Below are 14261 nucleotides of genomic sequence, written 5' to 3' on the forward strand. Positions count from 1 at the left end.
GAAAGCCCCCTCACCCCTTCTTGATGAACCGTTCCTAACCAGTGCGCATGAGTGAGTCCTGGACCCACTGCTGTGTACTGGGCGCATCCCGAACGGTGTTGGATGCGCTGGGTTCCCGCTTTCGCGTCCCGTTCGGCGGCACGCCTCCAGGGGCGTGATCCGTTGCGGGTGGGCGGGTTCCCTCACGCCCCCGGGTGCCTGGCCTGGCCTGGGCGGTCCGATGCCCCGCACGATCACTCCGGTCGTGTGGGGGCGGTGCCGTCCGACGCCCAACCGGGTGTCCAAGGGCGCGGCGTCCGATCGCGATACCAGCGGCATCGTGACGGGACATCTTTCGCTTGGGGGTGGCCAGCGGTTTCTGCCAGTGCTGGGCACCCCACAGGGAGGTGTAGGCGGGGTCGACGGCGACAACGGCCAGGCCTTGTTCGGCGGCCATGGAGACCAGCCGGGCCTTGAGCCTGCCGGTCGGGATGCCCGAGATCAGATGCCTGAACCGTTTCTTGCGGCCGTGTTTCTCGCGGGTCTTCTCGGTGGTGAAGTCGAGGTCCTCGATGCCGATCGCGGCGACACCGGTCTGCTTGGCCCAGTGGATCAGGCGGGTCAGGGCGTGGCGGATCTGTGCGTCGCGGTGGGCGGTGGTGCCGGTCGGGTCGTAGCCGAAGCGGTGCGGGTTGCCGATGGGGTTGCCGTGCGGGTCGAGGTGGTAGGCGGCGAAGTGGTCGGCGTTGGTGTCGACGCCGATCATGCCCCGGGCGCGGGCGGTCTCCAGCGGGATGGTCTGCACCATGGGGCGTTGCCAGGATGCGGTGAGGTACCAGCGGCGGCGGTAGGTGTCGAGGTGGATGCGGTAGGCGACGGCCCGGTTCGCGGCGATGCGGTCGCCCCACTCCACGCCCCGGTGCGCGAACGCCACGGTGGCGGTGAGGGTGTAGCGGCCGTGCCGGGTGTTGGCAAGGTGCGCGAGCGGGGCGGGCAGCTTGATGGACACCTCACCGTCCGGGGTGACACGGATCGTCTCGTTCCCAAACCGCTTCCCCGACTCACCATCCGCCGCGATGAACCAACGCTCCGCCTCCCACCGCTCCCGCCACCGCTCCTCGGTCAGATGGGCTTGGGTAAGGTAGTGGCGGGTGTTGAGGAGACGTTTGCCGCCCCGCACCACACGCACATGTCCGGCTTGCCGTTCGGCGACAACGGCCGCATGCCGCGCCTCCAGCGCGGCCAGGCGCCGGGACTTGTAGAACCATTCGCTCCGGGAGCGGTAGCCGCCTGGGGCCCGCTTCGTCCCGGGTTCCCCGATCGGGAGGGACAGGCGGTGGCGCAGCGTCTTGATTCCGGCTTCCAGTGTCTGGATGTGTGCGGCCTGACCACGGCGTGCCAGTGCCCACTGGTCGTGCGTGGCCTTGGTGATCGCACCCGCGATCCGTGACGACGACAGCGGCGTCAGGTTCCGTTTGCGCGATGCCCAGGTGTCCGCGCTGTGCTCCAGACCATCCGCGCAGCGAGCTTTGAGGTCACGCGAGGCCAGACGCCCTTGATGCTCACCGACGGCGCGGAGCACGTTCTCGTCCTGGGGCGTGAGGTGCTTCAGACGGTCCCGGACCGCCACCCCACAAGGCCCCGGCACCACGAACGGCGCCGCCAACTCCCGCAAACCACCCACCACACCACCCCCCTCCCGCCAGGCCGGACACCTGCCAAGCCCAACGAGCAACCACCGCCAAGGTCACCCATTCGGCTCCAGAACCCCCGTTCCCACCCCGCGAACCCACCACCAGGGGGGCCAGCCAAGGTGAGTCCAAAAGCCGCCACGGGATGATCTTGGTACGTCAGCAGTGCGGTTCGGTGTCGTCCCAGGCCGCGTCGCGCTCGTTCTCCTCGTCGTCCTGATCAGTCCAGGTCCCGAAAGGTCCGGGCACGCCGGGCTCGTCCGAACCGAGCTGGAGGGCTCCGCCCTTGGTCCGGTGCAGGCCGGGGATCACCGGGTGCCCGCTTCGAGCTGGGCGGGGATACGGCTGGCTCGGAGTTCTTGCAGGTCGGGGATGTGGTTGTAGAGCGTGCCGGGGCTGACGCCGAGGAGCTTCGCGATCGAGGTGATCGAGTGCTCGGGGTTGGGGAGCATGTCGCGGGCGGCCCGGATGATGTCGGGGTTGACGACGGTTGGCCGGCCGCCGACCTTGCCGCGGGCTCGGGCGGCGGCCAGGCCCTCGCGGGTGCCGGAGACGATCAGCTCGCGGATGAACTCGGCGAGGGCGGCGAAGACGTGGAAGACGAGCCTGCCGCCGGGGGTGGTGGTGTCGAGCCGTTCGTGCAGGGAGGTGAAGCCGATCTCGCGCTTGCGCAGTTCGCTGACCATGGCGATCAGGTCCTGCAGCGAGCGGCCGTAGCGGTCGAGGGCTGGGACCACCAGGGTGTCGCCGGGGGCGAGGAAGGCGTGGCACGCCTTCAGCTCGGGTCGCAGGTCGTTCTTCCCGGACTTCTTGTCGGAGAAGATCCGGCGGCAGCCGACCGCGTTGAGGGCGTCGAGTTGGCGGTCGAGCTTCTGTCCGCCGGTGGACACCCGTGCGTATCCGATGCGGATCTCGGTGCGGATGGCGGGCTCGGCGACCAGGAGTTCAAACTGGGCGTCTTCAAGTGGGGTGCTCACGCCCGGAATCCTGTCAGAAAACGGTGGTCGGGGGTTGTTGAACCACCTGGGTTTTTGAAGGAGTTTTTGAAGGCTCTGGGGTCCTTCCGGCGGCCTGCGAGGCGATCTTCAACAAACGATGGTTTGTTGAAGTCTGAGGGAAGTTGTCGGTGCTCTCAGCCCGAACGCCTCAGTATCGGCGGCGGTTGAGCACCCTGATGAGAGCGGCAAGGTCGGCGGCACCGGCCGGGTCATCCGCGTAGCGGGTGGTCTGAAGAGGACCGACCTCAGGAAGGACGATGTCTTCCCGGGCCAGAACATGGACCAAGGTCAACAGTGCAGCGCGGGCATTGCCATCGGTGAAGGGGTGGAAGAACGCCACATCGAGGTAGGCGCGGGCCGCGCGACCCGCCAGCGGGACGTCCGGGTCGGTCGTCTCGCGCAGACAGGAATCGAAATCGGCTTGCGTGTGAGGGGTCAGGCCGTAGTGCTCGCGGCCGGCCTTCGCATAGGCGTCGCTCACGCGAAACGGCGCCCGTGTCGCAGCAAGGACTTCGCACTGCCAACGGGCAAGCAGTGCGAAATCCAACGGGGTGCGGTGCGCGGCATCTTCCCGGGCCAGGGCGTATGCGCCGAGCAGACGCTCGGCGCGAATCGGGTCGCGCCGGCACACCGGTCCCTCGCACCAGGACCGGAACCCGTCGCGGCCGGGCGGGACCCGCTGTAGGGCCGGTGCACGTTGCCAGTCGACCTCACGGCGCACGCGCAGCCAGACCGAAAGGCTGTCAGTAGCGGTCATGGAAATCCTCCAGCGCCGCCCTCTCACGGTGGTCCTGGTACGGGGCGTGGCCGGTGAGGCCGGTGGCGAGATCCTCGCCGACGGATTCGATCAGCGTCCGCTCCGGGTAGACCCAGCTCTTGAACCGGCCACCGATCGCTTTCTCCACCGCTTGCGCGGCTTCGGCCCGGTCCATGCCGGTGCTGGTGAGGAACCAGCCCAGGACGATCGAGGTCTGGGTGCGCCAGGCGTTGTCCGCGCCCGAGTCCAGCGCGTGGCCTCGGTCTGCAGCTCGCGCACGACGTCGGCGATGTCCAGGGTGTTGTGGAAGATCACCAAGTTGGCCAGCAGGGAGGTGAACTTCACGTCCTTCTCCTGCTCGACCGGGTCGTTCGCGGCCACGGTGCCGTTCTGACCGAAGCGCACCCAGTCCGAGAAGCCGTTGAATGCCTCGACCTTGTTGGTCGCCGCCGTCACCCGGGCCCGCAGCGGGCTGTCCGAGAGGTAGCGCAGCAACTGGACGGTGCGGATCACCTTGCCGACCTCGCGGAAGGCGGTGTAGGTGGCGTTGCGCCGGGAGCCGGAGCGCAGGCGCCGCAGCAGTAGGACGGAGGAGATGGTGCCTTCGCGGATGGAGACGATCACCCGCATCAGGTCGCGGAAGTGGGTCTCGATCAGGTGCCAGTCGATGACGTTGCGCCCGGCTTCGCCGAACAGGGCGTCGATGTGCTCGTAACTCGCGGTGCGCGAGGGGCGGAAGAACAGCAGGTCCTTCCAGTTGTGGATGCGGGGCATCAGGTCGATGCCGAGCAGGTGGGCGATGGCGAACACCGGGTAGCTCTGCCCCTGCGTGTCCGCGTGGATGGTGGTCGGGCGGACCTCGGAGGTGTTCTTGAGCAGGCCCTCGATGATGTAGACGGCCTCCCAGACCCCGCACGGCACGAAGTGCGTGAACAGGGCGATGTACAGGTCCGAGACGTGGTGGTAGGCGATACCGCCGACCGCCCCGTAGCGCACGGACGTCTCGGCGAGCAGGTTGTCCAGGTAGGTGTCCATGTGGGTGCCGTCGGCCGCCGCGGTAGTGCCGTTGCCCCACGCGCGGGACAGGTCGAGCTGGGCGTGCCGGTCGACCACGTCGCCAATCGCCTCGTTCAGCTTCGCGGTGGTGACGTGCCGCCGGGACGCGACGGACAGCTCGTGGCCGGAGACGCCGGCGATGTGCCGGGCGGCCTCGGCGAAGGTCATGTTCGTGCCCTTCACGAACGTCGTGATCACGTACCGGCCGAACGGGTCCTTCAGCTTCGGGTCGTTGCCGGAGGCCGGGCCGAATCGGTTCCACCACTCGATCCAATACGCGGTGCGGGCCACGATGCCCAGCAGGGTGCGCTCGGGCATCCGCTCCTTGACGGCCTGCTCCAGGACCTGGGCGCTCTTGCGCGGCTTCTCCGCCCGGCGGGCCTTGAGCTTGGGCGCTCCGGAGTCGGGGTCGATGAACAGCTCGTCGTTCTCGGGGTACTCGCTGTCCGCCGCGGCAGCCGCCGCACTCAGGCGACCGCGTAGCTGGGCGACCAGGGCCCGGCCGTCGAACGCCGCCGCCTCACCCGGGCTGCTCAGGCCGACCTCCGCCAGGTACTCGGGCAGCTTCGCCTCGACCTGCCCCCAGGGCAGCAGTTGCTCGGACCAGTCGGCGTACTCCTCCGAGCCGAGCACCGCGACGTCGCCGGTGCGGAGCTCGTCGGCGAGGTAGTAGAAAACCATCGCCTCGAAGTGGCGGCGCACGAAGTGGCCGGGCCGGCGCCGGTCGCGGATCGCCTTCTGCCAGTTCTGCGTGGCGAAGGAGACGTCGACCTTGCGGCCGTCCGCGTCGCGGTCGGGGATGAAGTCGCGCACCATTGCCCGGTGAGCCTTGGCGTGGGCGAGGGCGTCCAGCACGGAGGAGTCCTCGCTGGTGGCCTTCAGCTCGATCACGTCGGTCAGATCGAACATCACCGGCCGGTCGGCCTTCAGGTGCCCGTGCAGCAGCACCTCCCAGTTGTCGCCGTGGTGCGCGGAGACCCGCTCGATCTGCGCGTACTGGGCGTCGAACCCGCCGAGCCCTTCCACCGCCGCGGTGAGCGAGGCGAGCCCGTTCGACTGCACCATCAGCCCCTCGGCCAGCATCAGCAGGGCGGGCGAGACCCGGCCCTCCAGCTTGGAGGCGGCCTCGGCCGCGCTGGACTCCTCATCCAGGCCCTCCAGCGCGTCCAGCGCCTGCTTGGTCAGCGCGGCGGCCTTCGCCCGCGCCGTCTGCGCGGGCCCGCCGACGTCGACCTGCTGCAGCAGCGTGCGGTAGTTGGCGACCAGCCGCTCCACGATCTTCTGCTGCTGGCGCCGGATCTCCTCCAGCTCCTCGCGGGCCTTCTTCGCCTGCCCGCCATCCGCTTGCAGAACATGGTCGTCAGGTCGTCGCGGGCCCGCATCCTCGCCTTCGCGGCCAGGCAGGCGATCAGCGCGACCCGCCGGTTCGGGGTGTAGTCCTTGAGTGCCGCCGCGTCCTGGGCCTGTGCCTCGCCGGCGAAGTCAGCGACCTTGCCCGACGCCACCGACTCCAGCCACTTGCCGGTCTCGCCGAGCCCGTCGACCCACGTCAGGTGGCCTTTCAGGCGCTTGAAGTTCGACCAGGTCGCCCGGCCGGGGTTGTGCTTGAGCGCGTTGAACAGCGTCTTACCGTCCAGGCCGACGATGTCCACCAGGCCCAGCAGCCGCATCCGCTCGTCCTCGGTCATCCGCTCCCGGATGCCGGCCAGGATCTCCTCGTTCACCCGGGCCCGCACCGTGGAGGCCATCGCGTCCAGGGTGGAGAACCGGGGGATCTCCAGCCCGGCCTCCACCAGCTTCTCCAACGCGATGTTGATCAGGTCCGCCGGGTTGTTCTTCGACGCCGCCTCGATCCGCATCGTCTCCTCGGCCAGCGCGCGGGCCCCGGGTCCGTCGTAGCGCATCCCGCACCGCTCCCGCACCCACGAACGGTGCCGCTCGGCGGTACGGCCGGAGGCGTACACCGGCAGGGTGTCCTCCAGCAGCTCCGCCGCCCGGCGCACGAACTCCACCACTTGGTCCGGCACGTCGTGCGCCTTCGGGAAGCAGCCCATCCGCTGGTACGACTTCAACGCCAGTAGCAGCGCCAGCTGGTGCTCGTCGGAGTCCGCGGCCTCCTGCGCCCAGGCCCGCTCCTCCTCGGAGGGCGTGAAGAACACGTGCAGCTCACGCGCGGTGATCAGCCGCTTGAACCGCGGGTACGCGGTCCGCTCGATCGAAGTCATCCCCACCCCACCCGATGCCCAGCCTGCCGAGCGCGCCATGCGCACCCGCGCGGGATCATCGCGGCGTCAGCGCCGGGGGCGGATCGGAACAGCGGAACCCGGGACAGAGCCAAGCCCCCGGTGGTAGAGCCAGGACCGAGGGTCAAGACACCAAGATCATCCCGTGGTGGCTTTTGGGTTCACCTTGGCTGGACCCCACCAGGACTCACTCCCGCTCACCACAACACACTTCAGTGCAGCAAACCGGCAGCAGCTCGCAACCCCTCCTGCGTCAGCTCTTGATGAACCCCTCCCGGATCAGCCAGTCCTTCGCCACCTCGTGCGGGTCCCGCCCGTCGACATCCACCTTCGCGTTGAGCGCTCGGGCGACCTCCGTCGTCAGCTTCCTGCTGACCGGGTCGAGCAGCCCCGCGATCTCCGGGTACTTCTCGAAGGTCTTGGTGTGGATGACGGGCGCCGCGTTGTAGTTGGGGAAGAAGTGTTTGTCGTCCACGAGCACCTCGAGGTCCATGGCCTTGATCCGGCCGTCCGTTGTGAACACCTCGCCCAGCAGGCAGGAACTGGACGTCGAGACCTGGGTGTAGATGATCCCGGCGTCCATCTTCTTGATGTTGGCGGCCGGGAGGGACATCCCGTACGCCTTCTCCATGCCCGGCAGCCCGTCGTCGCGCGAGGCGAACTCGTTCTCCACGCAGATCGTCACCGCCGACGGGTCCATCTTCGCCAGTGCGGCGACATCGGAGAGCGTCCTCAGGTGGTGCTTCGCGTTGTTCTTCCTGCTGATGGCGAGCGCGTAGGTGTTGTCGAGGGTGGACGGCGTCAGCCAGGTCACCCCGTTCTTCCGGTCCTCGTCGCGGACCGCCTTCCACTGCTCCATCGGGTCGGCGATCGGCTTCGCATGGCCCAGATAGGTGATCCAGCCGGTGCCCGTGTACTCGTACATCGCATCCGCACTGCCGTTGACGATCGCCTCGCGCGCACTGATCGAACCGGGCAGGTTCGTCCGGTCCAGGACCTCCGCGCCGGCGGCCTTGAAGACCAGGCCGATCATCTGGCCCAGGATGATGTTCTCGCTGAAGTTCTTCGAGGTGACGGTCAGCGAGGCTCCGTGCAGTGGCCGCCCCTGGCCGACGGAGCCCGGCATCACGTTGTCCACCATCGACGAGCCGCTCTTCAGCCCGCACCCGGAGAGCGCCAGCGCCGGCACCACCGCCCCCACGAGCCAGGCACGCACCTTCCGCGGGACCATCTCACCCCACCTCCAGTCCGCGTGGCGTCAACGCCAGCTCGACCAGCGAGGCCAGCCAGTCCACCAGCAGCGCCAGCACCACCGTCAGTACGGAACCGAGCACCAGCACCGGCATCCGCTGGGTCTGGATGCCCGAGGTGATCAGGTCCCCGAGACCGCCGCCACCGACGAAGGTGGCCAGGGTCGCCGTACCGACGTTGAGCACCAGCGCCGTCCGTACACCGGCCAGGATCAGCGGGACGGCGAGAGGCAGTTCGACCTTGGTGAGCGTCCCCATCGCCGACATGCCGATGCCGCGCGAGGCATCGACCAGGCTCGGCTCGATCGCCTTGAGACCCGCTACCGTGTTGGAGAACACCGGCAGCACCGCGTAGATCACCATGCCGATGATCGCCGTCGACGGCCCGATGCCCAGCCCGATGACCAGCAACGCCAGCAGGCCGATCGCCGGGGTCGCCTGCCCGATGTTGGCGAACGCCGTGACCACCGGGGCACCCTTGCGCAACCCCCGCCGGGTGAGCGCGATCCCCAGCGGGATGGCGATGACCAGCACCCAGAACGTCGAGATCGCGGTCAGCTTCACATGCTGCCACCAGCGCAGCCGCACATTGCCGCCGGTGAGCGAGTTCCTTGCGATCGAGTCGAGGTGGGTGTGGGTGATCCACAGATAGGTGATGGCCAGGACGACCGCGAGCGCGGCCGGCAGCAGCACCAGCTTGCGCCAGGTGATCCGGCGCCGCGGCCCCGGAGGTGGCGGTGGGGGTTCCTCCTCCTCGTCGCGGAAGGCATGGCCCATGACGTCGTGTTCGCCGGGCGGGCGGTCCCCGCCGGACGCGGGCGCCGGGCGGAAGGAGCGCGCAGTCCGCGGTGATTCGGGACCCCGCGGGGAGTTGGGATTCATCCGCCCGCACCGCCCTCCAGCTCCTGTTCGGTCTGATGGGCGCGCATTTCCTCCAGGTCGTGCTGGTGCTCGATGGCGGCGAGCCGGTCGGCCTCCAGCAGTTCGTGGACCGAGTTCATCAAGGTGTGCATGTCGACGACCCCGATGAACTCGCCGCGCCGCCCGGTCACCGCGGCCCGCCCGCCGCTGTCGAGCAGCACCGCCTCCAGCGCGTCGTGCAGCGTCGCGTCCCGCGTCACCGTGTCATGGACCAGCTGCCCGGCACGCGCCAGCGAACCCCGGGCCCGCATCAGGTCCCCGCGCCGCAGCCACTTGTACGGGCGGTTCCTGCGGTCCAGCATCAGCAGCTCGTTGTGCAGGCTGGTGCGCAGCTTGTTGAAGATCGACTGGAGCGGCTCGTCGACCGTCACCGTCGGGAACTGGGCGATCTCCACGTCCCGCACGCGGGTGAGGTTGAGCCGTTTCAGCGCCGCACCGGCCCCGACGAAACCCGAGACGAAGTCGTCCGTCGGGTTGGTGAGGATTGCCTCCGGGGTGTCGAACTGCGCGATGTGCGAACGCTCCCGCAGTACGGCGATCCGGTCACCCAGCTTGATCGCCTCGTCGAAGTCATGGGTGACGAAGACGATCGTCTTGTGCAGCTCGTGCTGGAGCCGGATCAGCTCGTCCTGGAGGTGGTCCCGGGTGATCGGGTCGACCGCGCCGAACGGCTCGTCCATCAGCAGCACCGGCGGATCGGCCGCCAGGGCCCGCGCCACGCCCACCCGCTGCTGCTGTCCGCCGGAGAGCGCGCGCGGGTAGCGCCCGTGGAACTCCCGCGGATCGAGACCGACCAGATCGAGCATCTCCTCGACCCTGTCCTTCACCTTCGACTTCGACCAGCCGACCATCTTCGGTACGAGGGCGATGTTCTCGGCGACCGTCATGTGCGGGAACAGCCCGGACGACTGGATCGCGTAACCGATCTTGCGGCGCAGCTTCACCGGGTCGATGTCGGTGACGTCCTCGTCGTCGATCAGGATCCGCCCGGACGTCGGCTCGATCAGCCGGTTGATCATCTTCAGGGTGGTGGATTTCCCGCAGCCGGACGGGCCGACGAAGATCACCGTTTCGCCGGCCTTGATGTCCATCGTGACGTTGTCCACCGCCGGGTTCGGATTGCCCGGATAGCGCTTGGTCAGGTTGTCCAGATGGATGGTGGCGCCGGACGTGGTCCTCGTCGTCCCGGCACTGCCGGCGGACCTGCCCCCGTTGGCGGTATCGGATCCTGCGTTCCCGGAGCCGTCGGTCTCAGACACGGATCCCCCCGGGAATGGTGAGACGCCCGAGCAGTACGTACGCGGCGTCGAAGAGCAGGGCGAGAACGACGATGCCGATCGTGCCGGCGAGCACCTGATTGATCGCGTTGGCGCTGCCCAGCGAGGCGATGCCGCGGAAGATCTCATTGCCCAGGCCGGGGCCCGACGCATACGCGGCGATGGCGGCGATGCCCATCAGCATCTGTGTGGACACCCTGATGCCGGTGAGGATCGGCGGCCAGGCGAGCGGCAGCTCCACCCGGCACAGCCGGGCCGGCCGCGACATCCCGATGCCCTTCGCCGCGTCGACGAGCGACGGATCGACGCTGCGCAGCCCCACGATCGAGTTGCGGACGATGGGCAGCAGCCCGTACAGCGTCAGAGTGATCACCGTGGGCGCGACCCCGAGCCCGACCAGCGGGATGAGCAGACCGATCGCGGCGAGAGAGGGGATGGTGAGGATCGTCGCCGTCGACGTGATGGCCAGCGACCCCGCCCATCCGCTGCGATAGGTGACGACCCCGATCAGGATGCCCAGCGCGGTGGCGACGACCATGCACTGAAACACGGCACTGACGTGCTGGTACGCGTCGCTGAGCAGTTGTTGGTGTTGGTTGCCCAGGTACTCCCAGAAGCTCACACGTCACTCCTCGGCTCAGTTGCTGTCCTCCGCGTTGCCGTCCTCCGCGGCCTGCTCGACGAGCGGGATGATGCGCAGCGGAACCGGGTTCTCCATGACGATGGCCGTGGAGGCCCGGACGATGCCATCAAAACCGACAACCCGGTCGATCACCCGTTGAAGATCGGCGTTGGAACGCGCGACGAGACGGCAGAGCATGTCGCCGTGCCCGGTGGTGGTGTGCAGCTCCAGCACCTCCGGAACACTGGCCAAGTGGGCCCGTACATCGGCGCCTTGACCCTGTTTGATCTCCAGGGTCGCGAACGCGGTGACCGGGTAGCCGAGCGCCGCCGGATCGACGGTCGGGCCGAATCCGCGGATGACTCCATTCGACTGAAGCCGGTCGAGGCGCGCCTGCACCGTCCCGCGTGCCACGCCGAGCCGGCGCGATGCCTCCAGGACGCCGATACGGGGCTCGCGGGCCAGCAGCACGATGAGCCGCCCATCCAGGTGATCGATCGCCATGGTGTGCCTCCGGGGGTCACTGTGATGGTCATCATGTACAGATAGCCCGGCCATCATGCGCGTCCGCTATGCAGATTGCCCAGCAGATTCGCGAACTGTTGCGCACCTTGCGAAGCGGCGAGAGTCTTCGAATATGACTGAGACTCTGCACACCACCCCCGACACAGCCCGGCAGGCCGACCCCTTCCCGGTCAAGGGAATGGACGCGGTCGTCTTCGCCGTCGGCAACGCCAAGCAAGCCGCGCACTACTATTCGACGGCCTTCGGCATGAAGCTGGTCGCCTACTCCGGACCGGAGAACGGCAGCCGCGAGACGGCGAGTTACGTGCTGACCAATGGCGCCGCCCGTTTCGTCTTCACCTCCGTCATCAAGGCGTCCACCGACCACGGCCGCTTCCTCGCCGACCATGTCGCCGAGCACGGCGACGGCGTCGTCGACCTGGCCATCGAGGTCCCCGACGCCCGCGCGGCCTATGCGTACGCGGTCGAGCACGGCGCCCTCGGCCTCGCCGAGCCGCACGAGGTCAAGGACGAGCACGGCACGGTCGTGCTGGCCGCCATCGCCACGTACGGCAAGACCCGCCACACCCTCGTCGAGCGCACCGGCTACGACGGCCCTTACCTGCCCGGCTACGTCACCGCGGCCCCGATCGTCGAACCGCCCGCCAAGCGCACCTTCCAGGCCATCGACCACTGCGTCGGCAATGTGGAACTGGGCCGGATGAACGAGTGGGTCGGCTTCTACAACAAGGTCATGGGCTTCACCAACATGAAGGAGTTCGTGGGCGACGACATCGCCACCGAGTACTCCGCCCTCATGTCGAAGGTCGTCGCCGACGGCACCCTGAAGGTGAAGTTCCCGATCAACGAACCGGCGATCGCCAAGAAGAAGTCCCAGATCGACGAGTACCTGGAGTTCTACGGCGGCGCGGGCGTCCAGCACATCGCGCTCGCCACGAACGACATCGTCGCCTCGGTACGCGCGATGCGGGCGGCCGGCGTCCAGTTCCTGGACACCCCCGACTCGTACTACGACACCCTCGGCGAGTGGGCGGGCGAGACCCGCGTCCCCGTGGAGACCCTGCGCGAGCTGAAGATCCTCGTCGACCGCGACGAGGACGGCTACCTGCTGCAGATCTTCACCAAGCCGGTCCAGGACCGCCCGACCGTCTTCTTCGAGATGATCGAGCGCCATGGCTCGATGGGCTTCGGCAAGGGCAACTTCAAGGCCCTGTTCGAGGCGATCGAGCGCGAGCAGGAGAAGCGCGGCAACCTCTAGGGCGTGACCGGCACTGGTGCCGCTGCCGGCCTGCTGCCGCCTTCCCGGCCGGGACAGCCGAACGGGCCCCTTCCCGGGGGCCCGTTTCTGGCTTTCCGGAGCCCTTGGGCCTTTCGCCGGGCCCAGGTCACCATCGGCGCTCCCGCAGCGTGCCTACCTGCCCTCCGGGCCGCCTGCTGACGGAGAGGCCAGGGCGTCCAGGGCCTTCTGGGCCGCCGGGCCCTCCAGCGGCGAGAAGTGCGGGTTGGTGAGCAGGGCCTCCCCCAGACTGCGGCGCGCCGCGCCGTAGTCCTTCAACCTCTGCTGGATCGCGCCCAGGTGAGCCACGTACGCGGCGTTGCGCCCACCCGTGTCGACCGCCTGCGTCGCGTACTTCAGGGCGGAGGACGAGTCACCGGAGCGGTGCAGCGCCCAGCCCAGCGCGTCCGCCACCTCCGCGCTGCGGTGCGACCGGGCCCACTCGGCCTTCAACAGTTTCGCCGCCGTGGCCGGGTCTCCGTGATCGGTCTCGAAACGGCCGCGCAGCAGTGCGTTGTCCACACCCTGGCCGTCGTCACGCGCGAGAGCCTGGCCGAGCTGCGTGTACTGGTTCCGGGCATCCTCGTCCCGGCCCAGAGACTCGTACAACTCGCCCAGGGCCAGCATGTATTCCGGCCGGGGGAGGTCGGCCAGCGCCGCCTTGTAGTCGCGCTCGGCCTCGGCGGTACGGCCGAGAGCCACCAGCGCCCCGGCCCGGCCCGCGAGCGACGGATGGCTGGCGCGGTCGGTGCGCAGCGCCGCGCTGTACTGAGCCACCGCCTCGCCGGGCTCGCCCCGCTCCCAGGCCAGTTCGCCCAGCAGATGCAGGCATTCCGCCTTCTGCGCCGGTGTGGTGGCCCGGTCCGCCGCGGCCCGGGCGCTGGTCAGCGCGTCCTTGCGCCGGCCGCGGTCCCGGTAGCTCTGCGCCGTCCGGATGAGCGCCGGGGCGCCGGAGTGCAACGCCGTGAACTTCTCCACCGCCGTGTTCGCGGACTTGTAGTCACCGAGGCCGTTGTACGCGTCGATCAGGGCCGGATACACGTTCCACTGCTTCGGCTGCCGTGCCCGTACCTTCTCGCCCCACTTCTTCGCCGTGACGAAGTCGTGCCGGGCATTGGCGAGCGTCGCGAGCCCCACCCAGGCCGCCGTGTTCCCCTTCTCACCCGGCACGACGTCGAGCGAGCGCTTCAGCGCCTGTTCGGCCCGGCCGAAGTACGCCGCGTCCGCGGAACGCTGCCCCCACTCCACATAGGCCGTACCGAGCAACGCCCACGACGGCGCGTCGGCCGGATGCGTGCCCACCCACTCCTGCCGGTCCCCGAGCAGCGCCGTCAGATCGGAGAGCGAGGCGGGGGAGCCCATGTCCCTGGCCTTCAGGGCCCGCGAAACCGGACCCGGCGCGGGCGGCGGCGCGGACTTCTTCTCGTCCTCATCCGGCACGGCCACCACCGCACCCGTCACCAGTACCGCACCCGCCACCGCGCCCATGGCCGCCCGACGCAGCTTCGTACGCAGTGAGAGGGGCGGCAGCACGGCCGGATCCGGGCCCGGTGACACCGGGCCCAGCGGTGCGGGGCGGATTCCGGGGGGTTCAAGGGGAGGCTCGGTCGAATCGGGGGACTTCGGAGGCTCCTGCGGCGTGACATCCATGCCGATCACTCTGCGT

At 68.9% G+C, this 14261-nt stretch carries 14 protein-coding genes; 1 reads left to right on the plus strand and 13 read right to left on the minus strand.

Translation table 11 applies throughout. From position 1 onward, the window contains the following. Positions 1-34 precede the first annotated feature (34 nt). From ACH4EW_RS09025 to ACH4EW_RS09080, 12 genes are all read right to left on the minus strand, one after another. On the minus strand, positions 35-1663 hold the full coding sequence (locus ACH4EW_RS09025) for an IS200/IS605 family accessory protein TnpB-related protein (protein WP_398254748.1): 1629 nt from the start codon (positions 1661-1663) through the stop codon (positions 35-37). A gap of 166 nt (positions 1664-1829) precedes the next feature. Continuing rightward, positions 1830-1982: a hypothetical protein gene (locus ACH4EW_RS09030; protein ID WP_398253582.1), complete on the minus strand. Its 153-nt coding sequence runs from the start codon at positions 1980-1982 to the stop codon at positions 1830-1832. Continuing rightward, positions 1979-2647, minus strand: coding sequence for a recombinase family protein (locus tag ACH4EW_RS09035; RefSeq protein ID WP_398253584.1), 669 nt, complete (start codon positions 2645-2647; stop codon positions 1979-1981). Before ACH4EW_RS09035 ends, ACH4EW_RS09030 begins: the two co-directional genes overlap by 4 nt. Before the next feature lie 169 nt (positions 2648-2816). Further along, positions 2817-3425 (minus strand): Fic family protein, encoded by a 609-nt coding sequence (locus ACH4EW_RS09040; RefSeq protein WP_398253586.1) that lies wholly within the window; start codon positions 3423-3425, stop codon positions 2817-2819. Further along, positions 3412-3573 (minus strand): hypothetical protein, encoded by a 162-nt coding sequence (locus tag ACH4EW_RS09045; RefSeq protein ID WP_398253588.1) that lies wholly within the window; start codon positions 3571-3573, stop codon positions 3412-3414. Before ACH4EW_RS09045 ends, ACH4EW_RS09040 begins: the two co-directional genes overlap by 14 nt. Then, entirely contained in the window at positions 3516-5756 is a 2241-nt protein-coding gene (locus ACH4EW_RS09050) for a transposase (RefSeq protein WP_398253590.1), read from the minus strand. The genes ACH4EW_RS09045 and ACH4EW_RS09050 overlap by 58 nt, the downstream gene beginning before the upstream one ends. Further along, a complete protein-coding gene (locus tag ACH4EW_RS09055) occupies positions 5663-6706 on the minus strand; it encodes a DUF4158 domain-containing protein (protein ID WP_398253592.1) in 1044 nt (347 codons plus the stop codon). Before ACH4EW_RS09055 ends, ACH4EW_RS09050 begins: the two co-directional genes overlap by 94 nt. A gap of 271 nt (positions 6707-6977) precedes the next feature. After that, on the minus strand, positions 6978-7955 hold the full coding sequence (locus ACH4EW_RS09060) for a glycine betaine ABC transporter substrate-binding protein (RefSeq protein WP_398253594.1): 978 nt from the start codon (positions 7953-7955) through the stop codon (positions 6978-6980). 1 nt (position 7956) lies between these two features. Further along, entirely contained in the window at positions 7957-8751 is a 795-nt protein-coding gene (locus ACH4EW_RS09065; protein WP_398253597.1) for an ABC transporter permease, read from the minus strand. Positions 8752-8852: 101 nt separating this feature from the next. Next, the gene (locus ACH4EW_RS09070; RefSeq protein WP_398254751.1) at positions 8853-10052 is read right to left on the minus strand and encodes an ABC transporter ATP-binding protein; all 1200 of its coding nucleotides are present in this window, start codon (positions 10050-10052) and stop codon (positions 8853-8855) included. A 94-nt stretch (positions 10053-10146) separates the two neighbouring features. Further along, positions 10147-10794, minus strand: coding sequence for an ABC transporter permease (locus tag ACH4EW_RS09075; RefSeq protein ID WP_398253599.1), 648 nt, complete (start codon positions 10792-10794; stop codon positions 10147-10149). Between the two features lie 15 nt (positions 10795-10809). Then, positions 10810-11298, minus strand: a complete 489-nt coding sequence (locus tag ACH4EW_RS09080) for an Lrp/AsnC family transcriptional regulator (protein WP_398253601.1) — start codon at positions 11296-11298, stop codon at positions 10810-10812. A gap of 133 nt (positions 11299-11431) precedes the next feature. Between ACH4EW_RS09080 and hppD the strand changes: the two genes are divergently transcribed. Continuing rightward, positions 11432-12577 carry a 4-hydroxyphenylpyruvate dioxygenase gene (hppD, locus tag ACH4EW_RS09085; protein WP_398253604.1) on the plus strand — a complete coding sequence of 382 codons (1146 nt, stop codon included), beginning with the start codon at positions 11432-11434 and terminating at the stop codon, positions 12575-12577. A 153-nt stretch (positions 12578-12730) separates the two neighbouring features. Here hppD and ACH4EW_RS09090 read toward each other — a convergent pair whose 3' ends face one another. Continuing rightward, positions 12731-14245 carry a tetratricopeptide repeat protein gene (locus ACH4EW_RS09090; protein WP_398253606.1) on the minus strand — a complete coding sequence of 505 codons (1515 nt, stop codon included), beginning with the start codon at positions 14243-14245 and terminating at the stop codon, positions 12731-12733. Positions 14246-14261 lie beyond the last annotated feature (16 nt).

This window comes from Streptomyces sp. NPDC018000 (genome assembly GCF_044328025.1).
Classification (GTDB): domain Bacteria; phylum Actinomycetota; class Actinomycetes; order Streptomycetales; family Streptomycetaceae; genus Streptomyces.

Excerpts from the sequence above, each read along its gene's own strand:
- ACH4EW_RS09055 (WP_398253592.1), bottom strand. The coding sequence starts at position 6,706 with ATGACTTCGATCGAGCGGACCGCGTACCCGCGGTTCAAGCGGCTGATC.
- ACH4EW_RS09080 (WP_398253601.1), bottom strand. The coding sequence starts at position 11,298 with ATGGCGATCGATCACCTGGATGGGCGGCTCATCGTGCTGCTGGCCCGC.
- ACH4EW_RS09060 (WP_398253594.1), bottom strand. The coding sequence starts at position 7,955 with ATGGTCCCGCGGAAGGTGCGTGCCTGGCTCGTGGGGGCGGTGGTGCCG.
- ACH4EW_RS09040 (WP_398253586.1), bottom strand. The coding sequence starts at position 3,425 with ATGACCGCTACTGACAGCCTTTCGGTCTGGCTGCGCGTGCGCCGTGAG.
- hppD (WP_398253604.1), top strand. The coding sequence starts at position 11,432 with ATGACTGAGACTCTGCACACCACCCCCGACACAGCCCGGCAGGCCGAC.
- ACH4EW_RS09065 (WP_398253597.1), bottom strand. The coding sequence starts at position 8,751 with ATGGGCCATGCCTTCCGCGACGAGGAGGAGGAACCCCCACCGCCACCT.
- ACH4EW_RS09090 (WP_398253606.1), bottom strand. The coding sequence starts at position 14,245 with ATGGATGTCACGCCGCAGGAGCCTCCGAAGTCCCCCGATTCGACCGAG.